24 protein-coding genes are annotated in these 23842 nt (G+C 52.6%); 19 read left to right on the forward strand and 5 right to left on the reverse strand.

Annotation, left to right across the window (positions count from 1 at the left end; genetic code table 11):
- The first annotated feature begins 9 nt into the window (after nucleotides 1-9).
- From ccoS to KK062_RS12260, 8 genes are all read left to right on the forward strand, one after another.
- The gene (gene ccoS, locus KK062_RS12225) at nucleotides 10-174 is read left to right on the forward strand and encodes a cbb3-type cytochrome oxidase assembly protein CcoS (protein ID WP_254084584.1); all 165 of its coding nucleotides are present in this window, start codon (nucleotides 10-12) and stop codon (nucleotides 172-174) included.
- The gene (gene hemN, locus KK062_RS12230; protein ID WP_254084585.1) at nucleotides 171-1541 is read left to right on the forward strand and encodes an oxygen-independent coproporphyrinogen III oxidase; all 1371 of its coding nucleotides are present in this window, start codon (nucleotides 171-173) and stop codon (nucleotides 1539-1541) included. The genes ccoS and hemN overlap by 4 nt, the downstream gene beginning before the upstream one ends.
- A 163-nt stretch (nucleotides 1542-1704) precedes the next feature.
- Nucleotides 1705-3855 carry a cytochrome-c oxidase, cbb3-type subunit I gene (gene ccoN, locus KK062_RS12235; RefSeq protein WP_254084586.1) on the forward strand — a complete coding sequence of 717 codons (2151 nt, stop codon included), beginning with the start codon at nucleotides 1705-1707 and terminating at the stop codon, nucleotides 3853-3855.
- A gap of 12 nt (nucleotides 3856-3867) precedes the next feature.
- Nucleotides 3868-4062 carry a hypothetical protein gene (locus tag KK062_RS12240; RefSeq protein WP_254084587.1) on the forward strand — a complete coding sequence of 65 codons (195 nt, stop codon included), beginning with the start codon at nucleotides 3868-3870 and terminating at the stop codon, nucleotides 4060-4062.
- A 4-nt stretch (nucleotides 4063-4066) separates the two neighbouring features.
- Nucleotides 4067-5008 (forward strand): cbb3-type cytochrome c oxidase N-terminal domain-containing protein, encoded by a 942-nt coding sequence (locus KK062_RS12245; RefSeq protein WP_254084588.1) that lies wholly within the window; start codon nucleotides 4067-4069, stop codon nucleotides 5006-5008.
- 11 nt (nucleotides 5009-5019) lie between these two features.
- Nucleotides 5020-6483 carry a cytochrome c oxidase accessory protein CcoG gene (ccoG, locus tag KK062_RS12250; RefSeq protein ID WP_254084589.1) on the forward strand — a complete coding sequence of 488 codons (1464 nt, stop codon included), beginning with the start codon at nucleotides 5020-5022 and terminating at the stop codon, nucleotides 6481-6483.
- A 13-nt stretch (nucleotides 6484-6496) separates the two neighbouring features.
- Complete coding sequence (locus tag KK062_RS12255; RefSeq protein WP_254084590.1) at nucleotides 6497-6925, forward strand: FixH family protein; 429 nt, start codon at nucleotides 6497-6499, stop codon at nucleotides 6923-6925.
- An 11-nt stretch (nucleotides 6926-6936) separates the two neighbouring features.
- Nucleotides 6937-7611: a sulfite exporter TauE/SafE family protein gene (locus tag KK062_RS12260; RefSeq protein WP_254084591.1), complete on the forward strand. Its 675-nt coding sequence runs from the start codon at nucleotides 6937-6939 to the stop codon at nucleotides 7609-7611.
- Here KK062_RS12260 and KK062_RS12265 read toward each other — a convergent pair.
- Both KK062_RS12265 and KK062_RS12270 read right to left on the reverse strand, forming a co-directional pair.
- The gene (locus KK062_RS12265) at nucleotides 7608-8669 is read right to left on the reverse strand and encodes a response regulator (protein WP_254084592.1); all 1062 of its coding nucleotides are present in this window, start codon (nucleotides 8667-8669) and stop codon (nucleotides 7608-7610) included. The genes KK062_RS12260 and KK062_RS12265 overlap by 4 nt on opposite strands.
- Entirely contained in the window at nucleotides 8647-9921 is a 1275-nt protein-coding gene (locus KK062_RS12270) for a sensor histidine kinase (protein ID WP_254084593.1), read from the reverse strand. Before KK062_RS12270 ends, KK062_RS12265 begins: the two co-directional genes overlap by 23 nt.
- A 118-nt stretch (nucleotides 9922-10039) precedes the next feature.
- On the opposite strand from KK062_RS12270, the gene KK062_RS12275 reads away from it, so the two are divergent.
- Complete coding sequence (locus tag KK062_RS12275) at nucleotides 10040-10471, forward strand: universal stress protein (protein WP_254084594.1); 432 nt, start codon at nucleotides 10040-10042, stop codon at nucleotides 10469-10471.
- 9 nt (nucleotides 10472-10480) lie between these two features.
- Here the strand turns inward: KK062_RS12275 and KK062_RS12280 are convergent, their stop codons facing one another.
- Nucleotides 10481-11458, reverse strand: coding sequence for a glycoside hydrolase family 43 protein (locus KK062_RS12280; protein WP_254084595.1), 978 nt, complete (start codon nucleotides 11456-11458; stop codon nucleotides 10481-10483).
- Nucleotides 11459-11746: 288 nt separating this feature from the next.
- Between KK062_RS12280 and KK062_RS12285 the strand changes: the two genes are divergently transcribed.
- Nucleotides 11747-12085 (forward strand): hypothetical protein, encoded by a 339-nt coding sequence (locus KK062_RS12285; protein ID WP_254084596.1) that lies wholly within the window; start codon nucleotides 11747-11749, stop codon nucleotides 12083-12085.
- 63 nt (nucleotides 12086-12148) lie between these two features.
- On the opposite strand, the gene KK062_RS12290 is transcribed toward KK062_RS12285, so the two are convergent.
- Both KK062_RS12290 and KK062_RS12295 read right to left on the reverse strand, forming a co-directional pair.
- Nucleotides 12149-13360: a DUF763 domain-containing protein gene (locus KK062_RS12290; protein ID WP_254084597.1), complete on the reverse strand. Its 1212-nt coding sequence runs from the start codon at nucleotides 13358-13360 to the stop codon at nucleotides 12149-12151.
- A 438-nt stretch (nucleotides 13361-13798) separates the two neighbouring features.
- Entirely contained in the window at nucleotides 13799-14368 is a 570-nt protein-coding gene (locus KK062_RS12295) for a YceI family protein (RefSeq protein WP_254084598.1), read from the reverse strand.
- Between the two features lie 92 nt (nucleotides 14369-14460).
- Between KK062_RS12295 and KK062_RS12300 the strand changes: the two genes are divergently transcribed.
- From KK062_RS12300 to KK062_RS12340, 9 genes are all read left to right on the forward strand, one after another.
- The gene (locus tag KK062_RS12300) at nucleotides 14461-14883 is read left to right on the forward strand and encodes a winged helix-turn-helix transcriptional regulator (RefSeq protein WP_254084599.1); all 423 of its coding nucleotides are present in this window, start codon (nucleotides 14461-14463) and stop codon (nucleotides 14881-14883) included.
- 155 nt (nucleotides 14884-15038) lie between these two features.
- Nucleotides 15039-15590: an RNA polymerase sigma-70 factor gene (locus KK062_RS12305; RefSeq protein ID WP_254084600.1), complete on the forward strand. Its 552-nt coding sequence runs from the start codon at nucleotides 15039-15041 to the stop codon at nucleotides 15588-15590.
- Between the two features lie 283 nt (nucleotides 15591-15873).
- Nucleotides 15874-16842 carry a FecR family protein gene (locus KK062_RS12310; RefSeq protein ID WP_254084601.1) on the forward strand — a complete coding sequence of 323 codons (969 nt, stop codon included), beginning with the start codon at nucleotides 15874-15876 and terminating at the stop codon, nucleotides 16840-16842.
- A 13-nt stretch (nucleotides 16843-16855) separates the two neighbouring features.
- A complete protein-coding gene (locus KK062_RS12315; protein ID WP_254084602.1) occupies nucleotides 16856-19504 on the forward strand; it encodes a TonB-dependent receptor in 2649 nt (882 codons plus the stop codon).
- A 20-nt stretch (nucleotides 19505-19524) separates the two neighbouring features.
- Nucleotides 19525-20280: a hypothetical protein gene (locus tag KK062_RS12320; RefSeq protein WP_254084603.1), complete on the forward strand. Its 756-nt coding sequence runs from the start codon at nucleotides 19525-19527 to the stop codon at nucleotides 20278-20280.
- Between the two features lie 30 nt (nucleotides 20281-20310).
- Nucleotides 20311-21123, forward strand: a complete 813-nt coding sequence (locus tag KK062_RS12325; protein ID WP_254084604.1) for an HmuY family protein — start codon at nucleotides 20311-20313, stop codon at nucleotides 21121-21123.
- 21 nt (nucleotides 21124-21144) lie between these two features.
- Complete coding sequence (locus KK062_RS12330) at nucleotides 21145-21870, forward strand: SGBP N-terminal domain-containing protein (protein WP_254084605.1); 726 nt, start codon at nucleotides 21145-21147, stop codon at nucleotides 21868-21870.
- Nucleotides 21871-21894: 24 nt separating this feature from the next.
- A complete protein-coding gene (locus tag KK062_RS12335) occupies nucleotides 21895-22896 on the forward strand; it encodes an SGBP N-terminal domain-containing protein (RefSeq protein WP_254084606.1) in 1002 nt (333 codons plus the stop codon).
- A 169-nt stretch (nucleotides 22897-23065) separates the two neighbouring features.
- Nucleotides 23066-23824, forward strand: coding sequence for a hypothetical protein (locus tag KK062_RS12340; protein ID WP_254084607.1), 759 nt, complete (start codon nucleotides 23066-23068; stop codon nucleotides 23822-23824).
- The last annotated feature ends 18 nt before the right edge of the window (nucleotides 23825-23842 follow it).

Raw genomic sequence — 23842 nt, forward strand, 5'->3', positions numbered from 1 at the left:
CTCTTTACCATGATCATCATCGTATTGCTCATTACAATCAGTCTTGCCATCGCGGTTACATTCCTGGCGGTGTTTTTCTGGAACATCAAAAGCGGTCAATACGACGATATGTATACGCCTTCGGTCCGCATGCTCTTTGATCCGAAAAAAGACGACAATAAACCTGTGTCATGATCGCTACCCCCGAAACTTCGCTGCTCAAAAAATACGATGTACCAGTGCCCCGGTATACCAGCTACCCCACAGTGCCCTGCTGGAACGTGAATGCTTTCTCTGCCAGGCCGTGGGTACAGGCTGTTGAAAAAGCGTTTGATGAAACGAACGACAGCCAGGGCATCAGTCTGTATATACACTTACCGTTTTGCGAGAGTCTGTGTACCTATTGCGCTTGCAATACACGCATTACAAAGAACCACGCAGTAGAAGAACGCTATCTACGCAGTGTATTGACAGAGTGGGAGCTGTATCGTTATATCTTTGGTAAGAAGCCGCAGTTACGGGAGCTGCATTTGGGAGGTGGCACGCCGACGTTCTTCAGTCCTCAGAACCTGCGTTTGCTTTTGCGTACGATCCTTGACGCGTGTACACTGCATCCGCACCGGGAGTTTAGCTTCGAGGGGCACCCGAATAACACGACAGCAGAGCACCTGCAGACGCTATACGACCTGGGCTTTCGCCGCGTGAGCTATGGGGTACAAGATCTCGACCTTACAGTACAAACCGCTATACATCGTATACAGCCTTTTGAGAATGTCGAAACGGCGGTGCAGAACAGTCGCAGGATTGGGTATGATTCGATTGGTTTTGACTTGATCTATGGCCTGCCTTACCAGACGGTGGAGACGATTGCTGAAACGTTCCGGCAGGTGATTCAGCTGCGGCCGGACCGCATTGCTTTTTATAGCTACGCGCACGTGCCGTGGTTGAAACCAGGACAACGCGGATATGAGGATGCCAACCTACCGAACGATACTACTAAGCGCCAGCTTTATGAGACGGGACGGCGTTTGCTACATGCGGCCGGGTATCACGATATCGGGATGGATCACTTTTCGCTGGAGTCCGACTCGCTGTATAGGACGGCACAGGAGGGGACGTTGCATCGGAATTTTATGGGGTATACTACGAGCCATACGCAATTGTTGGTGGGGCTGGGGGCTTCGTCTATTAGTGATGCGGGGTATGCTTATGCGCAGAATAGTAAGAGCGTGGAAGAATATGAAACTGCGGTGGCGGAGCACCAGCTGCCGTTGCTGAAGGGGCATGTACAGACAGATGAAGATCGGTTGTTGCGGAGGTGTATTTTGGAAATTGCTTGCCAGGGGAAGCTTGGTGGTGCATTGTTAGCACGGGTTTCGGATGAAGAAATAGTGATGGGGTTGCGGGAATTAGAGATGGATGGGATTGTGGAGTTCCGGGGGGATGGGTTGTGGGTTACTGAAAATGGACGGGCGTTTATGCGGAATGTTTGTTGTGTATTTGATAAGAGAATGAGAAGGCAGCAGACGGGTAAGACTCCGGTATTTAGTAGGGCTATCTGAACCTTCCTTCCACAGCAAGCCTAACACCAAATCCAAGCATTTAGAATCGATATAAAGAGCGACTGATGAAAATCAGGGAGGCCACTAACGTGGGTCATACGGGTTGGTAAGAGGGCAATCTAATTTTAGGTCATAAAAATTAGAGAACAAACTGCTAACGCGCATGGAACCTGACAAATTCAGTTACGACAACCGGATCGTCAAAGCCTTTATCATTGCCACCGTGGTCTTTGGACTGGTGGGGATGTTGGTGGGCCTGACGGCGGCTATTCAGCTGGTCTACCCGGTCTTTAACTTCGATCTGCAGTATACGTCTTTTGGGCGCATCCGACCGCTGCACACCAATGCCATCATCTTTGCCTTCGTGGGCAACGCAATGTTTGCCGGTGTCTATTATTCCATGCAGCGTCTGCTCAAGACTCGCATGTATAGCGACCGCCTCAGCTGGCTCCACTTTTGGGGCTGGCAACTTATCATTGTCGCCGCGGCAATCACACTGCCACTCGGGTTCACCTCTTCCAAAGAATACGCCGAGCTGGAATGGCCGATCGACATCGCCATTACCGTGATCTGGGTAGTATTCGGGTGGAACATGCTGGGCACGATCATCAAACGCCGCGAGCGGCACATGTATGTAGCCGTTTGGTTCTATATCGCTACGTTTATCACGGTGGCGGTATTGCACGTCGTCAATTCGTTTGAGATTCCCGTAACCCTTTTTAAAAGCTACTCGGCCTATGCCGGTGTACAAGATGCCCTCGTGCAATGGTGGTACGGCCACAACGCCGTGGCATTCTTTCTCACGACACCTTTCCTGGGCATGATGTATTACTTCCTGCCCAAAGCGGCCAATCGCCCGGTATACTCCTACCGGCTCTCCATCATCCACTTCTGGTCACTCATTTTTATCTATATCTGGGCGGGCCCGCACCACTTGCTGTATACTTCTCTGCCCGACTGGGCACAATCACTCGGCACAGTGTTCTCGCTGATGCTTCTTGCGCCGTCCTGGGGTGGTATGCTGAACGGCCTGCTGACGTTGCGGGGTGCGTGGGACAAGGTACGCGAAGATCCGGTTTTGAAATTTATGGTGGTGGCTGTGACGGCATACGGCATGGCTACGCTGGAAGGCCCCCTGCTGTCCCTGAAGAACGTTAACGCGATTGCGCACTTTACCGACTGGATCGTGGCACACGTGCACGTAGGCGGGCTGGGCTGGAACGGCTTCATGACCTTTGCCATGCTGTACTGGATGGTTCCCCGCATGTGGCGCACCAAGCTATACTCGACACGAATGGCCAATGTGCACTTCTGGTTGGGTACGCTCGGCATCATCTTCTACGCCCTGCCGCTCTATGTAGCGGGTGTCGTTCAGAGCCTGATGTGGAAAGAATTTAACCCGGAAGGTTTTCTGATGTACAAAAACTTCCTGGAAACAACGGTACAAATACTGCCATTGTACGCGCTGCGTGCGATTGGCGGCGCGCTCTACCTCGGCGGCGCGATCCTGATGACCTACAATCTTATCAAGACCGCGTATGCCGGTAGCTTCCTGGCAAACGAAGACGCTGAAGCCATGCCGCTTACAAAAAGCTATGTAGCCACCAGCGGTGGCTGGCACCATCGCTTGCTGGAACACAAACCCGTACTCTTTACGGTACTGACCTTGATCGCTATTCTGATCGGGGGCGCATTGGAAATGATCCCTACGTTCCTGGTGAAGTCCAATGTCCCTACGATCAGTAGCGTCAAACCCTACACACCGCTTGAGCTTCACGGCCGCGACATTTACATCCGCGAAGGCTGTGTAAACTGCCACACGCAAATGGTTCGCCCCTTCCGCTCGGAGACCGAGCGCTACGGCGAGTACTCCAAGGCCGGTGAGTTCGTGTACGACCACCCGTTCCTGTGGGGCTCGAAACGCACCGGTCCCGACCTGCACCGTGTCGGCAGCAAATACTCCAACAGCTGGCATTACAACCACATGCTGGCGCCCGACGCGGTGTCTACGGGCTCGATCATGCCGGCATACCTGTGGCTGTCCGAGCAGGCCATCGACAAAACCGAAACCCGCGGCAAGATCACCGCGCTGCGCAAAGTAGGGGTGCCATACGAAGAAGGCTTTGAAGAGATCGCCAACGACGAGCTCGAAAAACAAGCCCAGTCTATCACGGCATCGCTGAAGGCCGACGGCATCGAAGTATCGGCCGACGCCGAGATCATCGCGATCATCGCCTACCTGCAACGCCTGGGCACGGACATCAAAGCAGCTCCGGCCGACACCGACGAAGCAGCCTTGAGCGCCAACCAATAACCGACTTCCTATATGTATAAGAACGTATTGCAAAACATCGACAACATAGCGATCTGGCCCGTGGTGTCATTCGTTATCTTCTTCCTCTTCTTTCTGTGCCTGCTGTGGTATGTGTTCACCGCCGACCGGAAGTTCATCGACAAGATGAAGAACCTGCCTGTGGAAGCCACCGGCGACGACGCGATCTCCAACACTTCTAATGTATAGTGGTATGAAATATTCATCTATTGCGTTGCTCACGGGCGGCCTGCTGGCCAACGGCCTGGTCGCCGATGCATCGTCCCCGGCCACTACACCAGGCTTCTGGGACGATCCCGTCAACCATCCACTCATGCCCCTCTATGCCCTATCATTGTTCGCCGCCATCGTAGCCATCCTGGTCGTGGTAGTATGTTTCTCGCTGTTGCGGGTGCTGAATGTACTCGTCAACCTGACCGAGAAAGATCGCGCCGAAAAGCAGGGCATCGCCTATATACCGCGGGGTACTTTCTGGCAACAGCTTGTGCAGAAGGCCAACGCTTCGGTACCACTCGCACAAGAGCAGGACATCGACATGGGGCACGACTTCGACGGCATTCGCGAGCTGGACAATCACTTGCCGCCGTGGTGGAAGTGGCTCTTTGCCGGCACCGCCGTCTGGGCCCTGGCGTACCTCGTTGTCTACCACCTCTACGGCAACCTGCCGCTGCAGCGCGAAGAGTACGACCAGGAAGTGGCTATTGCTGACCAACAAATGCGTGCACGCAAAGCCGATCAGCCGGTAGAAGAGATAGACGTCAATACACTGAAATATACCGCAGACGCAGCGGCCCTGGAAAAAGGTAAGGGCGTTTTTGCCAATAACAACTGCGGTTCGTGTCACCGTGCCGACGGCGGTGGTAACACGATCGGCCCGAACCTGACCGACGCCTACTGGCTGCACGGCGGTGGCATTCAAAATATCTTCAACACCATCAAGACCGGTGTTGTCGAGAAAGGCATGCCTGCCTGGGGTAAAACGCTTAGCCCACAGGATGTACGCGACGTGGCCTTTTACGTCATGAGCCTGCAGGGCAGCAATCCTGCCAACGGAAAGGCGCCGCAAGGTGACATCTTCCAGGAAACACAAGCGGCGACCGACAGCACCGCGGCGGCGCCGCAAGCATCGCTCTAAAACATCATGTTATGACCGACGAAGTATATCAATTCAATGAAGAGTTCCGAAATTCCATCGCCACAGTTGATGGACAGGGTAAACGCATCTGGATTTACCCCAAGAAACCCGCCGGCACCTTTCACCGCTGGCGTATTGCCGTCACCATACTCCTCCTCACAATATTCTTCGCCGGCCCATTTCTCCGCATCGGTGGTCAACCCTTCTTGCTGTTAAATGTATTCGACCGGAAGTTCGTCATCCTCGGGCAGGCATTCTGGCCGCAGGACTTTGTACTACTGGCCCTCGTTCTCATTGCATTCTTTATCTTCATCATCGTCTTTACACTGGCTTTTGGGCGTGTATGGTGTGGGTGGATGTGCCCGCAGACGTTGTTCATGGAAATGGTCTTCCGCAAGATAGAATATTGGATTGAGGGTGACGCCCCGGCCCAACGCCGGTTAAACGCGGCGCCGATCGACTTCCAAAAGGCATGGAAGAAGACGGCCAAGCACCTGATCTTTCTTATCATTTCTGTCATCATTGCCCATACTGCCCTGGCGTACATGATCGGCACGGACCAAACGCTGGCCATCGCCAGCCAATCGCCGATGAACAACCTGGCGGGCTTTCTTGCGCTCGTGGCCTTCACGGCAATCTTCTATGGAGTTTATGCACGCTTTCGCGAGCAGGCATGTATAGCGGTGTGTCCGTATGGCCGCTTGCAAAGCGTGCTTCTCACCAAGGAGTCGATTGTCGTGGCGTACGATTGGCTGCGGGGCGAGCCTCGCGGACAGCTGCGCAAGAAACAAACGGCGGAAGCGCCGAAAGGTGACTGCGTGGATTGTAAGCTTTGTATTCACGTCTGCCCCACGGGCATCGATATTCGTAACGGCACGCAGCTGGAGTGTGTGAACTGTACGGCTTGCATCGATGCGTGCGATGATGTAATGCTGAAGGTCAACAAGCCCACGGGATTGATTCGCTATGCTTCGGTCAGCGCGATTGAAAAAGGCAGCACCAAAATCCTGACGCCGCGTTTGATGGCCTACACCGGCGTACTGGCGGCAATCGTCGCGTTGCTGGGGTTCACACTCGCCACACGTTCCGATGTCGAAACGACTGTGTTGAAGGTATCTGGCACGTTGTATCAGAAACCGGGCGACGGCTATATTTCAAACCTATACAACGTAGAGTTCATCAATAAGTCCTTTGACGCTGTGCCCGTAACGGTACGCGTAGCATCCCCGGCCACGGCCGAGCTTCAAAAAGTTGACGGTGAAGATATCTTGCTGCCCGCTGAGGGCTTGATCAAAACCGTATTCTTTATACGCATACCGGAAGAGAAGATTAAAACCGCCCGCACAGTAGTACACTTGGAAATATACCATCGCGAGACCGGTAAGCTGCTGGACCGGGCTAAGGTAAAATTCATTGGCCCTGTCCGATCTTCGGCCGATGTCAACAGCCGTCTGAAAGACGAACAGTCACACTAAAACCTGTACGATTATGAACTGGGGAAAAAGTATTATTCTGGCGTTTATCTTGTTTGCGTCATTCATCGCCGTACTCGTAACCGTCTGTATGCGGCAAGATGTGAACCTGGTGTCTAAAAATTATTACCAGGAAGAGCTAAAATACCAGGACCAGATCGACCGCATAGCCAACACGGCACTGCTGGCGAACAAGCCTGTTATTTCTACCACGGCACAACACGGGCTGACGCTGTCGTTTGACCAACTGCCAGACATCGAAACGGGCGAGCTGAAGTTGTTCTGTCCGGCGAATGCTGCCGCCGATAGAACTTTTGTACTAAAGCCCACACCAGAGACCACGCAAGTATTCGGTAGCAACCTGCCGCAGGGCAGGTATCGCGCCCGCATGACGTGGCGCATACAAGGCCGCGAATTCTACCTCGAACAGATCATTCACCTCTAAACAATACCCTTATGTGGCTCACGGCGCTGATCATCGGCCTGGCGGGAAGCATCCATTGCGCGGGCATGTGTAGTCCGCTCGCCATGGCCGCGACCGTACGGAACGCCCGCGTGTGGCGCGCCCGCTTGCTATACAACGGCGGCAGAATCCTTACCTACGCAATAATCGGCGCGGCGATCAGCAGTATCGGCGCATGGTTGCCCCTCGGAAATTTTCAAACCATTGCTTCCCTCCTAACAGGCCTCATATTGTTACTCATGGTTGTCACCGGCACCTATGCCTGGAAAGTGCCGATCCTCTCCAGTGCCTGGATGCGGCTGGCATCGTTCCTCAAATTGCGTTTTGGCGTACTGCTGCAGCGGAAAGGGCTTCTGACAACGACATGGCTGGGTATGTTAAACGGCCTGCTACCCTGTGGCCTCACTGCGGTAGCGTGGTCGTATTGCATCACGCTGCGGGGGCCGCTCGATGGTTTTAACTTTATGTTACTGTTTGGCCTGGGTACGGCACCGGCGATGATCGGGCTTCCCTCCGTATTCCAATGGGTCGCCCGTTCCTTTCACATCTCCACCCGGGCTTTAACCACGAGCTTACTCGTGATTTCGGCGGTGCTGCTCATCGCCCGCATATTTCTGACACATCCCGCAACGGCAAATCCGGAAACGGATATTGTGTTGTGCCGCTAGCGGGCCACGTTCCAACGAACTACCTTCTCTAACTTCGCAGCCTGCACAATACGGATCTTGCCACCTTCTATTTCGATCAGTCCCTCGTCTTTAAAATCTGACAACACCCGAATAACAGATTCCGATGCCGTGCCGACGATCTTGGCCAGGTCATCACGCGAGATCTGAATGTTCTGTTTGGCATCGCGTAGTTGCTCGACCTTGAGCAGGGCTTCTGCTGTACGTTGCCGCACGGAGTTGTAGGCCAGGTGCAATAATTGATTTTCTTGCTCGGCTACTTTCTTACAAAGCATCGAAATAAAGCTGGACGATACATCAGGGTGTGCCTGGAATAATGTAAGGAAGTCGTGGCGGGGTATTACAATCAATTCACAATCCGTCATCGCAATCGACGACTCCTGGTATGCATGGCCCGACAGCACCGCCTCGAAGCCAAAGAAATCGTTGACATTATAAATATTGGTGATCAGCTCTTTTCCGTCGGGGTGCGACTTGAACACCTTGACACTGCCCGACCGTACAAAGAATACATACAGCGGTGTATCACCCTCTGCGAAAATCTCTGCTTTCTTTTTAAATGGCTTTACTTTCTTGTCTTTGCACAGATCCTCCAGGTGTAGCACCTGGCGGGCATCGCGAATAAAATTATCGAGACCCTCTTCGGTGGTGTCATAGAGCTTGCGTTGCAGATCACTTTTGCGTAGGCGGGCTTCAATGGCATTGAGCAGCTCAGTATCGTCGAAGGGTTTAGTCAGATAATCGTCCGCGCCCAGGTTCATGCCTTTGCGTATGTCGGTCTTTTCGGTCTTTGCCGTCAGGAATATAAAGGGAATGCCGGCGGTCTCATCTTTTTTACTGAGAATGTGCAGTACACCATAGCCATCCAGCTCGGGCATCATAATGTCGCAGATAATGAGGTCCGGTTTCTCCTGCATGGCCAGCTCTACGCCGTTCTTACCATTCGGTGCTGTCACGACGTCGTAACCCGCTAGCGATAAGATCTCGCCGATGTTCTCACGCACGTCGACGTTGTCCTCAATTAACAGAATTTTCTTCATACGTATCTGGAATTACAAGGGTAAATGTACTGCCGGTACCGGCTTCACTGGTAAAGCTTATACTGCCGCCGATCAGGTCGGCATAGCGTTTCACGATGTTGAGTCCCAGGCCTGTGCCCTGCACCTGGCCGGCATTGCTTGCGCGAAAGAACCGGTCGAACAAATGTTTCTGCTCGTCTTTCGGTATACCGATGCCTTCGTCGCGTACGGAGAAAGAGACACGGTCGGAATGGCGCCGGCATTCGATAAAGATGCGTTTGCCTACATCCGAATACTTGCTGGCATTAGAAATCAGATTAAAAAGAATGTGGCGCAGAATGCGTGCATCGGAGTAAATAGGCTGTGCCATAGGTGGGCAGAGCAGTACTATCTGCTGTTGTTCTTTCAAGACCGAGCCGATCTCTTCCTTTACCTCCTGCACAAACGGCAAGAGCTCGATGCGCTCACGTGATACCTCGATCATGCCTTCTTCCAGGCGGCCAAGTGATAACAGGTCGTCGAGAATAGACGTCAGGTGGTTGACCGACGTCTTGATGCGTTGCACGTGTTTGCGCACTTTCTCCATGTCATGTTTTTCGCTATACTGTTGTATAAGCGATGCCGAGCTGAGAATGGCACTCAGCGGCGTGCGAAACTCATGCGAGGCAATCGAGACAAACTTTGACTTGAGCTCGTTCAGCTCCCGCTCTTTACCCAGCGCATGGTGCGCATCTTCTTCCGCACGCTTGCGGTCTTGCACTTCCTTTTCCAACGCCTCCACCATACCATTCAGCGCCTGCGTGCGGCTCTCGACTTTTTTCTCGAGCTCGACAGCATAGACAATCAGTTGCTCTTCGCTACGGCGCAGGGCGTCTTCGGATTTTTTGCGTAGCGTGATGTCGCTGATGAAGGCCATGACATACAGCTTGCCCTTCAGGTGGGTATAGCTCAAGCTGATCTCCACGGGAAACTCGCGGTTGTCTTTTCGCAGCGCCGTGAGGTCGCGGCCTATGCCCATGCGGCGCGGCTCGGGATGTTCATTAAACTCGCCGCGGAATGACATATGCCTACCCCGATAGCGCTCTGGCAACAGCTGTTCGAGCTGCATGCCGTTCATCTCGTTCTTCTCATAGCCAAAGAGGTGTTCGGCCACAGCGTTGGCCGTGATGATCTTGCCCGCTTCGTCCACCATGAGGATTCCCTCGGACATGCTTTGAAAGATCTCCCGGAAAGCATCATTCGATTCAAAGGATATAGGAAGTGCGTTTTCCATTATACAAGTATTGCAATTACTGCCAGACACGAATATGATAAAAATCAGCTTCAGTATTGACTTAAATCGGCCCTAACCGTTTAAAAGACGCCTAAGTTCGTATGTGAATAAGCATCGTGTGAAAACGCCTACAGAAGATATCCCCCTTACCGGCAACCGGATTCTGTGCGCAGTTGACTTTTCGGAGTCATCGCTGCACGCCCTGCGGTGGGCCGCCAGCCTTGCCCGTCAGTTTGACGAGCACCTCACCATTCTCTACACCTACCGGCTCATTAAAGCCACGCACGGCCACGCACTGGAAATGAAAAGGAAAATCGAAGAAGACTCGCTGCAGCATTTTCAGCTGCTCGAAAAAGAATACCTGGCGGACCCGTTGTTGTCGTACGACTTTCAGATGGAGATTGGTTTTATGGCCGACCGTATCACGGACCAGCTACGCCACAATCACGTCTCGTTTCTTGTCATGGATAAAAGCATGCACGTCGTGAACAAAGAAATGTTTGACGACCTGGTAGCCCGTCTTGCCATTCCCCTGGTATTGGTGCCCTAGTCGCGTCGATTACTTCAGCGGCGAAACGCCCACGCCTTCGTGTGTGATCTTTACAGGCTTTATCATGCCTTGCTCGTCAAAATACATACGATCGATGCACGTTACCCGGTGGTCGCGACCGGTATCGCCCAGCGGACGACGGTGATAGACAATATACCACTGATCTTTTTTCTCGTCATGCATAACCGAGTGGTGCCCCGCTCCCGTGGCAACGGCGGCATCTTGCTGCAGAATCTTACCGATACGTTTGAAGGGCCCGAAGGGCGAGTCGGCGATGGCATAGGCTACCGAATAGTCGGGGCCTCCCCAGCCGCCTTCCGACCACATGAAATAATATTTATTGTTGCGGATAAACATGAAGGGTCCTTCCACGTATCCTTCGGGTGTGATCGACTTAAACACCTCACCATCGTCAAAGGGCTTGAAGCCGGTGAAGTCATCTTTCAACCGGGCGACGTTGCAATGACGCCAGCCCCCATAGAAAAGATAATACGAACCGTCCTTATCCTTAAAGACAAACTGATCGATGGGCTGTGCGCCGTGATGAAATTTATCAATCAGGGGTTTCCCCAGCAGGTCTTTAAAGGGACCTTCGGGACGATTGGCTACGGCAACGCCGATACCACCGTGATCCTGGTCATTCTGAATATCATTGGCGCCAAAAAACATATAATACTTACCGTCTTTGGCTATGATCGATGGCGCCCACACCGCGCGGTGTGCCCATTTTACATTGGCAGTGTCGAGCACATGGGGATGCTTTTTCCAATGCACGAGGTCGCGTGATGAAAAGGCGTCGAAAAATACTTGTTCTTCGTATAGCGCCGAGTAGGTGGGATAGATCCAATACTCTTTGCCGAAAATAATTCCTTCAGGGTCAGCATACCAGCCCGGAAACACCGGATTGCCGGGGGCAGCTTTGGATGATTGTGCCGCTACCGAACATGCCACACACGAGCAGAAAAGAAACAAAACAATATTCTTCATGTAAGCCATTAAATAATTCTTTAGTAGAAACATATGAAATTGGGAACATAACACCCCCGAACGTAGTCATCGCTGTGCAAGCTCCATCGCCAAAGCTAAAAAAAGCTGCGTGGTTCATCGCACACGGCATGGCACAAAGTTTTCTGGTCGTGCGACGTGCTCGCGAAATGATTGTCAATGAGCAATTTGGCCTTCGATAAAAACGCGCCCCTTTCAGCAATATATTAAAATACATTTTAAAATAGTACTCCTCGATTTTATATCATTTTTCTAATTATGCCTCCAGATATGAGCAACCCCAAGACTTTTTCAACGACTGAAAACGAAGCGACCGACATTGTCGACGTCATTCGTAAGCTACGCAACGACCTGATCAAAGACTTTCTGGATGAACGAAGCCTCGCGGCATATGTAGCGGATCATTACAAGATCACCGACCTTTCGCCGGTGAAGGTGGAGTTTATCAAAGGAGAATTGAAGAAGATGCTGATCGCCCCCGTAGACGTGGAGTGGTACAAACCCATCCTCGACGACTTCCAGGCGACCGGCAGCGCGGCCCTTTCTGAAGGAAACGAAAAGCTGTTCTACAAAGAGATCGAGAACATGCTGAAAAGGTTTATCTATTAACAGCAACAACCTGTTAAAAAGAAGAAGCCGTCACACGTCCAAACGGCTTTTTTTATTGGCATCTTAAAACAACTTCAACTGTCCGCCCCGCGGCGGCTTGGCACGACCAAACACGGTGCGCCCGTCGTGTTTCCATGATTCGTTCCGCTCCTTCTCGATCACCGCTTCTAAATTGGTGTTTGGCATAAAATCTTTCTCGGCGCGATAGGATAGCTCCGATAAGCTGCGAATGGCCTGCTGGCGATCGGTCTCCCCGATCTTCGCCCGCTCAACGGCTACCTTCAGCGTGGAGATCGTTTCGTCGTATACCTTTAGCGGCACAGGAAACGGATGCCCATCTTTGCCACCGTGTGCAAATGAAAAGCGCGCAGGGTCGGTAAAGCGCGACGGCGTACCGTAAATCACTTCGCTTACCAATGCAAGGGACTGTAATGTTCGCGGTCCGAGTCCTTCCAGCAATAACAGCTCTTCAAAATCTTTCGGGGTTTTCTCGTGAGCCAGCCAGAGCATGGCGCCCAAACGCTTCAAGTCAACGTCTTCTGTCCGCACATCGTGGTGCGATGGCATCACCAATTGCTGGATCTCACGCATCATGGCTGTCGGCGACTCTTGTGTCATCCCGAGGATAGACGTGCGGGCGCCGCAGGCATCGTGCGCTACCATATTTAAGATCTGCCCCTGGCTTTCGCCACAGATAGAGGCGTGTGGCTCATCGACAAAAGATTGAAGCGATGCCGAGTGCCAATGATAACGACGCGCAGTAGCACTTGCAGGACTCATGCCTTGCTGCACAACCGCCCACTGTCCTTCGTCACTGACGATGAACGAGTGCAGGTATAATTGAAAGCCGTCTTGCACGGCGGTGTTGTCAACTTTTGCGCTCAGCTTGCTGCAGCGTACGAGATAGTCGCCCGGCAGCCCGGTACGTTCGGCTACTTGCAGCAGCTCCGCGGGCGTCTCGCGCGACTGTTTGCCTTTGCCGCCACAGATGTAAATGCCGAGTTCTTTTGCGTGTGGATTGATAGACCGTTTTAACGCGCTCATGACGGCGGTCGTAATGCCCGATGAATGCCAGTCCATACCCAGCACGCAGCCCAGGCTCTGAAACCAGAACGGGTCGCTCAGGCGTCGAAGTACTTCGGCCTTACCGTATTCTGCCAGGATCGCCTCGGTGATGGCCAGCCCCAGCTTGCTCATACGCGCGGCGAGCCACGGTGGCACGGCCCCGTAATGCAGCGGAAGATCCGCCGACCCCGATCGTTTAAGCGTAGACATTCGCTCAAAGGTACGGGTTAAAACAGAACCATTTTTTTATTTCCAATGCAATAACCTCTGACTGCAGACGTTGTAAAGAGCAGGTTGGCACAGAATTTTAGTAATAACGGGCGTAACACGTTAACAAAGTGTTCACGAAAAGAAAGATCGCCGTAAAACAAACAGTAACAGCGATTTTTAATTTAAAGAAGCCTTAGAATAGAGAATAAGGATAAATAATGGTTAGGTTAGGTGACTTAAAGGCTGCTGCAAAGCAGCCTTTTTGTATTTAACGCGGCCAAAAACAGTTAAACATAAGTGTGCCGTTGTGGGTTATCTATTACACACTTTTTCAACAATTTGTAGAATATTCTCCGATGCAATTCCTCTTACCACCGCGATAAAAAAGAAGAGCCATCCCCTCAGGAATGGCTCTTCTCATAAGACGAAATTTCGAGATTAGTCTTTCGCGAATTCGCCATTAGCGATAAGCTCCACTTCGTCGCTTACAGCAGAGCTCGGAGTGCCTGCGCCAATGCCAAAGTCAGAACGCTTCAGCGTGCCCGTAGCCTTGAAGCCGGCGATGGTCTTCTTCGAGTACGGGTGTACGCCAGTACCACCGAGTGTCAGGTCTAATGTAACCGACTTAGTAACGCCGTGCAGGGTCAGGTCACCAACCAGTTTGTACTTCTTCTCCGCTACCTTCTTGATCGAAGTGCTTTTGAATGTCAGAGAAGGGAATTTCGCTGCATCAAAAAAATCAGCATTTTTCAAATGACCGTCACGCTGTTCGTTGTCCGTGTCGATGGTGTTCACGTCAGCTGTCAATTCAAACACAGCATCTGTAAAGTCGGCTTTGCTTGAAGTGATCTTCGCGTCCACTGATTTGAAGCTGCCGTCTACGGTAGAAACTAATAAGTGAGTAACGCTGAAGCCCAGCTTAGAGTGTGCCTTGTCCAGGGTCCAGGTTTGTCCGAAGACGACTACACCTGACAACAGCAAAAAGGTGACCAATACGCTTTTTTTCATAGATTTGTATATAAGTTGGTTACTTAAAGTAACTCAAAACTATTTGGTAACCACCAGCAGTACAAGCAGAGACAAACACTTACGTAAGGCACATGGGGGTAACTATTGCTGATAATCAACCAGTTGAACGCAGAAAAAAAATTGCAAAAATTCTCGAGGAGAAGGCTAATGGTCTGTGTCCGGTCCATGATTTCCTGATTCACTTCGCGAATAAGTGGTCTATGCTGGTGGTCCTCAACCTGGGCTATGCCGGCAGCCCTCGATTTAACGAGCTCAAATCGCGCGTGTCGGGCATTTCCCAACGCATGCTGACCGTCACCCTCCGCTCCCTGGAAGAAGACGGACTCGTGACTCGCCAATTATACCCCGAGATTCCACCCCGTGTGGAATACCAGCTCACCCCACTCGGCAAAAGCCTGCTGGATGTGATGATGGGCCTGGGTGAATGGGCCGCGAAACACGAAGCCGAGATTGCCAAAGCCCGTAAGAAGTTCCGAGGCCGCAACACTGCCTAGCGGCGTATGCCTACACGGCGAACGGTAACATTTCGTCCCTTCTTTACTATATATCGGGTAGACCTTCTACTCTCTAAAGGTCATTTTACAGCACCTAATTTAAACCGCTTCTAAATAATGATATATTGCCGGCCTGAAACAAGACCGGCGACCCCTTGTCATTACTAAACCTCTATAGCGACGAACGCCTCCTACACCTGCTCCAAGCCGGCGACGAGCGGGCATTTAAGATCATCTTCGATCGCTATTGGGACCAGGTATATACTGCCTGCTATCGCGGCACCCGCACCCGCGAAGAATCGCGCGAAATGACGCAAGACATTTTTAAGTCCCTCTGGGAACGTCGCGAGACACTACAAGTCCCAGGCACCATCAGTGACTATCTCGGCAAAGCCGCCCGCTACCAGACCTACAATTATTACCGCAACCGGCAAACCGAAAAGCGCCACCTCGACTGTTTTTTCCTCGACTACTGCGGCGAAGAAAACTGCACCGAAAACCAGGTGCTATACCAACAGCTGGAAGACCGCCTGGACCAACTGGTGGATAAGCTTCCCTGTCAGTGTAAAAAAGTGTTTTTAATGAGCCGGACGGAGAATTTGACGCACAAGCAGATCAGTGAACGGCTGAATATTTCGACCAGCACAGTGGAATATCATATCGGAAACGCGTTGCGGTATCTGGCGAAAGAGCTGCAGGAATCGTAATATCCCCCATCTTCGCAGGCATTAAAACCGCGGTTCAAAGGGGGTCTACCCGTATCAAAGCCGTACTAAAGCCATACATTACCCGTATCAAAGCTATACCATAGCTATCCCTGAGCTATGGGTGACATATCGCAACCCTATCCCAACCTAACGTCTGACGGCCACAGGGTACCCACCTCCCCTATCAAAGGTATTTTTAAGAAAAGCCTCAATTTCCCCAAAAACTACACTGTGGTCATAGTAGTCCTGGGGTATAGTCATACGTAGGCATTACCCGCCGCGTATGGAAAACATTACACCAGAACTGCTGGAGAAATATTTCAAAGGATTCTGCACGCCAGAAGAAGAGGCGCTCGTTATCCGGGCCCTCGCCGGCAAGAATGCTCCACCGCCTCTGCCCGACGACAAAGAAATCTTTCACAGCATAGACAAACGTGCGCTGCACGATGATCTCTGGAAACAGGTGCAGCCGCCAACGCAATCCAAAAAGGCTGTACACCGATGGCTGCCGTTGCAAATCGCAGCGTCCCTCTTGCTCCTTGCCGCTACAGTGGGTATCGTGTATCAATACCGCACTACACTTGTCATTACCGATACGCAACCTACGCCAGGCGCCAGCCGCGTGATGCAGGCCGCCCGTGGTGAAAAGATCCGCATGACATTGCCCGACGGTACTATTGTGCACCTGAACTCGGGTAGCACGCTTACCATACCAGATAAATTCACCGACACCGCACGTATTGTTCATCTCTCCGGCGAAGCCTATCTGGAAGTGGCCAAAGACGCCACACGTCCCTTTTCTGTATTGACGTCCAGAACAACCGTACGTGTACTCGGCACTGTCTTTAACATAAAAGCCTACCCGGACGATATCAGCACGACCGTTACAGTAGAAGAAGGCAGAGTGCGGGTATCCGACGCTGCCGGTTATCACGTACTGCTTACGCGCGACCAGGGTGTTGTCTGTATACCGAACGGCAAGCCACTCTCGGTGCAAAGCGTATACGCCGCAAACTATACTGCCTGGCGACACGGTACACTGATCTTTAAAGATCAACCGCTATCCCAGGTAGCCACTATTCTTGCGCGTTGGTACAACGTGCCGGTACATATCCAGAACAAAAAACTGGCTACACATCGTTTTACCGGCCGGTTCAACAACAACCCTGCCCTGGTGGCTGTGCTGAAAGAGCTTAGCACGGTGATGCAATGTCAATATGATCTGAACGACAAACGACTGATCCTATACTAAGGAAGATTTATCCATGGTAGCAATAACAACACGTTTTCTGAAATACCCGTCGGTATGGTCCACCGCGGTCTGCGCCTGCCTCGTTGTAATGAGCCTGCAGACCGCGGCAGCGAACATACCGGTTTATAGCATTCTCGATAAGAAGATCACCGTGCGCCTGAATGATACGGCGTTGAGCGATGCGCTCGATGTTATCGCCGGTCAGGCAGGCTGTTCCTTTTCGTATAGCAGCACCTTGTTGGGTGGAAACCGTCGTGTTACAATACACTATACCGACACACCCTTACGGGATGTGCTCGCCGACCTGCTACGCGATACGCTGGGCAGCATACAAGTGCATGGCAGCAAAGTATTATTGGTTGCGGCTTGTGCCCACATCGATGGAAAACTGACGACGGCCGAAGGCGATCCGATACCCTATGGCACCGTGCGCGTGGAAGGTAAACCGTACGGCACGACTTCCAGCGAAAATGGCGCCTTTACACTTCGCGTACCCGATGCCGGGCCGTGCGTATTGATCGCCACCGCGGTTGGGTATGAACCGTTAAAGAAAACGTTCGCCATATCCCCTGGGCAAACACTGCAGCTTGCCTTTACCCTGCAGGAGGCCACGGTACAAATGAACGAGGTGCTCGTCACCGCAGACCGCACCCTGACGTCTACGGCTACCCGTACGGCAGTGCCTGTAGGCGATCTGCCCATGCCCGTTATGATCATCGAAGGCCGGCAGCTGGAAATGATGGGGAGCCGTCGCCTGCACGAAGTGCTGCAAGAGCAAACTGGCCTCGCCCTGACAACAGACCCGAGCGGCGCCTCCAGTGCGCTGGGACTACAAGTACAAGGGTTTGATGCCTCGTATACCATGATCATGATCGACGGCCAGCCCCTCATCGGCCGCAACTCGGTGGGTATTCTCGACCTCTCCCGTATCACCGTTGCCAACATCGAACGCATCGAAATCATTAAAGGCACCTCTTCTGCCATCTATGGAAGCGACGCGCTGGCCGGTGTCGTCAACATCATCACGCGTAAACAATCTGCTGATCACCCGCACGGAACAGCTGCTTTGCGCTACGGCAGCAATCAAACACTCGATGCCACATTCGACGGCAGCATGCCCTGGCTCGACAAACGCGCGATCACTTCCATCTCGACCAATTTTTATCGTACCGACGGCTTTGATGCGGCACCCGACACGCCCGGCAAAACACTACCGCCTTTCAATAGCTATTCCTTACAGGGAAAAACACAATACCGCCTGGCACCGACGACACTCCTGACGGGCTCCGCGCGGTTTGCCTCGCGCCAACAGCACAATCAGTACGACATGGATCGCATCGGTCGCCGTGAAGACAAGAATGTAGAACAGGATGTAAATGCTTCCGCCATGCTGCAAAACACGTTTCGCGGGAAGATCGACATGCAAACGCAATACTACTTCACCCAATACACAGCCCGGGCTACCTCTACCGATCTCGACAACGACATACGGGTAAATGAAAATAAATTCCAACAGTACTTCCACCGCCTGGAGTCGTTTGCCAGCTATAACCCGTGGCGTACGCTAAAAACTACCATCGGTATGGGTGGCAACGCCGAAATACTGCAGGCCTCCCGTTACGGTAACCGGCGCGATATGCAAACTGGTTTTGCCTATTTTCAAACCCACTACACACCGAACGACAAGATCGGCATCCTGGCCGGTGTACGATACGACATACACAACCTCTACGGTCAGCAAGTAAGCCCACGCTTTGGCGTACGATATGCCGTCAACGATTGGCTCATACTCAAAGCAACGGCCGGCACAGGCTTTAAAGCCCCCAGCTTCCAGCAACTATATCTCTCCTTCACCAATCCCTCGGCTGGATACACTGTACTCGGCGCCGCTGTTTTCGATCAGGAAGTGGCACGCCTGCAAGCAAACGGTGAAATTCTCGAGCTCTACCCCGTAGCCGAAAAAGTGGGCAGCCTGAAGGCCGAGCACTCGCTCTCCTTTAACGCCGGCTTTGTACTACAACCCGCTGACGATGTCTCATTTGAAATAAATGCGTTCCGCAACAATATCGACAACATGATCCTGGAAGATCCCGTCGGCGTGAAACGGCAAGGAACACAACTATATTCTTATCGCAACATCGACCGGGCCTTCACGCAAGGTCTCGAGACAAACCTCCGCTGGACCATCACACCGGGATTGCAGTTCGCGATCGGCTACCAGTTGCTCTACGCGAAAGATCAGAGTATCGTAGACAAGATCAAGAAAGGCGAAGAACAAGTACGTACAACGGAAGGCCGTATTCGTACAGCAAAACCTTCCGACTATTTCAACCTGGTCAGCCGCTCGCGCCACATGGCCAACGCCAAGATCTTTTATGAGCACAAAACGCGGGGCATCAGTGCCAGCTTCCGCGCAACATACCGCGGCAAGTATGGCATCGGCGACCGTAACGCACCCAACTTGTTTATAGATCCTTATGATCTATACGCCGATGGCTATGTATTACTAAACGCCACTGTCGAAAAACGACTGCTTCAAAAACAGCTGGGCATCCAGCTTATCTGCGATAACATCACTGACTATAACGACAGCCTTATTCCCAACCTGCTCGGCCGGCAATTTATCACGGCATTGTCATGGCGTTTTAATAAAAATGATTGATCAACTGTAGAAAGGAAACTATGCGTCACAATTCCCCCTTACAAAAACTCTCCCGTTATACGCCCTGGTGCCTGCTCATCGTACTCCTGGCGGCATGCTCCGACTCCGACGACGAGACCGGCGCGCCTCCCGTGGTACTCACGCCCATGGATACATACACCAGCGTAGACGAGCGCACCAGTACCCTGTATGTCAAAGACCTGCCAGGATCCGTCGGCAATACGTTTGAATCGGGACACATACCCATCTTCTTCAACCTGCAAGACCACGCCGTCATCAATGCGCACGATGCCGAAGGCGCGTGGCTTACCTTACCCGAAGCAAAAGCGCAAGACAACAGCTGGGATGTCTGTTTCAGCGGAATCTACAACTCGTACATCACCTTCAACAACGGCAACATCGAAGCCACGCCAGGGTATGGTGGTACCGGCAAGGGCGGCATGGTAGTACTCGACGCCTTGTTTGACGAGCTCGACGAAGCCCCTTCTGACGAAGCCTTCGACGCCTTCATGGCCGAGCAAACGTCTTCCGGCTGGCATGACTTCCCGGTGGGGCATAAAGGCTGGTATTTCTATAGTCTGCAAAGCCATATCATGTCGGCCATCAGCGGCGTGACCATTGTCATCCGCAACGGCGACGGCAAGTTTGCCAAGCTGGAAATGAAGACCCTCTACCTGGGCAACCCCGAGAGCCCAACGGTCAACACCCCTACGCCATACTTCACTTTCCGGTACTTCCTGCAAGAAGACGGCAGCCGAAATCTTTCTACACGCTAAACTTATATACTCACATTGTACCCCCACACTATGCGATACTCCTTCCTGCGCGATATGCACCATCACTTATTATATGCGCTCTTCGCTTTTGCGGCGCTGACGGCCTGCTCCTCCGACGATCCCGGTCCCGCTGACGGGATAGACGATCCCGAAGAAGAAGAACCAGTCTCCGGCATCTACACCGTCGCAAACCTCGCAGCGGACACGCTCGCGACCTCCGCCGGCGACGCTACTCCCTTGTACTTTAGCCTGGAGCAAAATAAGGTCATTCCCGCATCGGAAGTGCAAACAGGCAACTGGGACCTAGCTTTCCTGAGTATCTACAACAGCAGCATCGCTGCGAACAACGGCGCCGCTACTACCTCTCCAGGATACGGCGGCCCGGGCAAAGGCGGCATATACCTGCTGCAGTACGAAGACATTGACAACCAGTATTATGATGAGGGCGGTAAGCCCATGAAAGCGTTGCCGGCGCGCAGCCTCTTCGAGGATGCCTTCACCCGCACGACCACCGTCACGATTACTGACGACAAATTCCTGACCGGCAAGCGCATTGACCTCGACTACTTTGGAGGCACAAAGAGCGGCTGGGCCTACTACGACTTCTACGGCCAAATGTACCCGGACCGTCCTTCAAACGAAAAGGCGCACATCTGTTACGCCATGCCGCGCCCCATTCTCGTGCGCACGGCCAAAGGCAACTACGCGAAGGTCATTCTCTATAGCATGTACAAAGACGCACCGGCCGACCCGGACCGCTCACACAAAGCCGGATTCCTCACCTTCAAGTACGCTATCCAAAAGGACGGCACCAAAAATCTCAACATTACCGAAGCGAACTAATTGACAAAGCGATCAACCTCTATGAACTATATTCGGAACACCTCCTATTTTGTCTGGCTGACCCTCGGCCTCCTGGCTGCCTGTACTGACACCGAGACCGTCGAGCCCCCGGCCCAACGCGCAAACCGCGTACTTACGTATGAAGTCGCCAATACCACCGAGCCGCTCTACGGCGCCGTAAACGACCAGGACTCTACCATCAAGGTATACCTACCGTATTTTTATTACCTCTCCACGCTGGAAGGTAACGTGACCGTATCGGACGGCGCCACCGTTACCCCGGCCAGCGGCACCTTGCTAAAAAATGTACCCGCCATTGCCAAGGGTGATACGACCGTATACTACACCGTGACGGCAGCCGGTGGAAGCTCCAAGCGGTATACGTTACTGGTGGACACGCGCCAACCTGAACTGATCGTGGATGAGCTCACCACCGATCCGGAGACGCCGGCAGCCTTCTACAGCTCCGTGATGTATAAAGACTTCCCCATATACTCGAGTCTGATGCTGACCGGCAAGAACATTTTTAACACCGCGCAAGGCACCCGCCTTGCCAAAGTCACCTTTATTGCCGAAGACGGCACCGAAATACCCACCGCGGATGCCGGCTCCAACGAATCCATTTCTTTGATCGTAACATTGCCGCTCAACACCGCCATGCCCAACGGCCTGTACAAAATCCGCGTCGATTGTTATAGCCAAACGGTTACGCTTAAAAACCCCATCCAAATCACTTCACCACTCTAACCGAAAACGAAAACAGAATATAGTATGCGCTCCTCCCTACACGCAACCTTATACAGCGCCTGGCTGACCATGGCTTTGCTTCTGGCCACCGCCTGCGATACCGAATACGAAAATGCTCTCTACCCCTATAAAGAGCTGACAACGTTCTCCTTCACCGCCGATGGCACGCTGGTCGAAGCAGCCATCGCCGAAGGACAAATCCTGCTGTACTGGCCGCACACACTGGACCTTCCCGCTACGATCACACCGCAGCTCTCAGTTTCCGAAAAAGCCACCATTGCGCCTACCTCCGGCACACCGATACCGTTGCACGACGATATTACCTATACCGTTACAGCAGAAGATGGCAGCACGGCTACGTATACCGTAAAAGTTATCGTGAACCAGCCACCGCTCTCCCTGGATGACGAGAATCCCGCAGTTGTATCGTTTGGGCAGCCGGCCGATATTCGCGGCACGAACATCCTGCTCGACGCCAGTCGTACAACGATCTCGCTCATTGCCGCCGACGGCGAAGAGACACAGATGGAAATCGACACCATTGTCGACGGGCTCGGCACCGGCTTCGGCTCGAATATACTGATCCAGCTCCCGGAAGAAGGCACCACCGCCCTGGACACCGGCTGGTACAAAATCAAAGTCGTCACCGGCGTACGAACAGTCACAACCTCCAACGCCGTGCTGTACATCCGATACCGCTATCCAGCCTTTGACTTTATTACCCATGCCATTACGGTACACCCCGGCGAGGCCTTCACCTTGACGGGAGAGTATTTACGGCAACTGGACGATGCCCGCGTCATGGTACAAGACGGTTCGGAGGAATATTACTCCCTCGCAAAGGTCAGCTCCACACCGACTGAAGTGACCTACCGCGTGCCCGACGATATGCCTGCCCGGGAATACTACACGATCTTACCGGGCATCATTGACCTTTTCTCCGGCAACGTGGACTACACATATCAGTTGAATGTATACCCCAACGTACACCCGCAACTCATCGTCACTGAACAACAGGAAAACTAGTATGAAACTGCCAGCACCCATGAACACGGGGTAGCGAAAGATAAAAACCAGCAACTGTCTATCGTAGCCGCAATCTTCGAAGAAAACGAAGAAGCCGGGCATTGCGACTGCCCGGCTCTTCCAATCTCCGAAGCAAAATAAATCGTAAACATTGAACCGTTTAAAGACAATGAAAACAACATCAACTCCCGCTCCGGAAACCGGACGCAATTTAGTAAAAAGCATGAACAGCTTTGCACGCGTATGCGCAGTAGCATTGGCCGTAATTTTCACCGCATGTCAGGAAGACGAGATCGCTCCCACCGATCCGTCCCTGAAGCATCAAACCGTGGCGGCGAGTCCGATCGCCGGCGGCGCCGCCGTAAGCTTTACGTCGGCCTCCACTTTTGGCACCGTACGCCTCGACAACACCGGCGTATACTACGTAGAGGACTTTTTCCAGGGCACACCAGGCACCGGCACCGACCCGCACGTACCCAACGCTACGTATTATTACCGGTTTGACCTTGTCGATGGTGGCACGTCGTCGAACTACGTACTGCGCTTTGCCGGTACTGCCAACGGCGACATCACGGTAGCGTCGGGCTATACCCTGGCGTATACCAGCACCAACTTCAATTCCGTTACCAGCAGCACAGCGACAACGGCCGTAACCGGCGCCTTTGGGTATAACAACATCACCATGGGCACGCCGACTTCCTTTACGGTAAATCCGTTGCACCCAGGTTGGTACAACTACAACATCGTGAACCACATTGTATATCCGCTGGCTGACAACGGTGGCAGTGTAACACTGGTGATCACCAACACCAGCACCGGCGTGAAGTATAAAGTCGAACCCCAGGATATTTATCAGGGTGGTATCCCCAACTCGGCTACCCCTCCGAACAACTATCCTTATCTGAAATTCCGTTACAAACAACTCTAATCAAAGGCTTCAGGCGGC

It is taken from the genome of Dawidia cretensis (assembly GCF_018598175.1).
GTDB lineage: Bacteria > Bacteroidota > Bacteroidia > Cytophagales > Cyclobacteriaceae > Ohtaekwangia > Ohtaekwangia cretensis.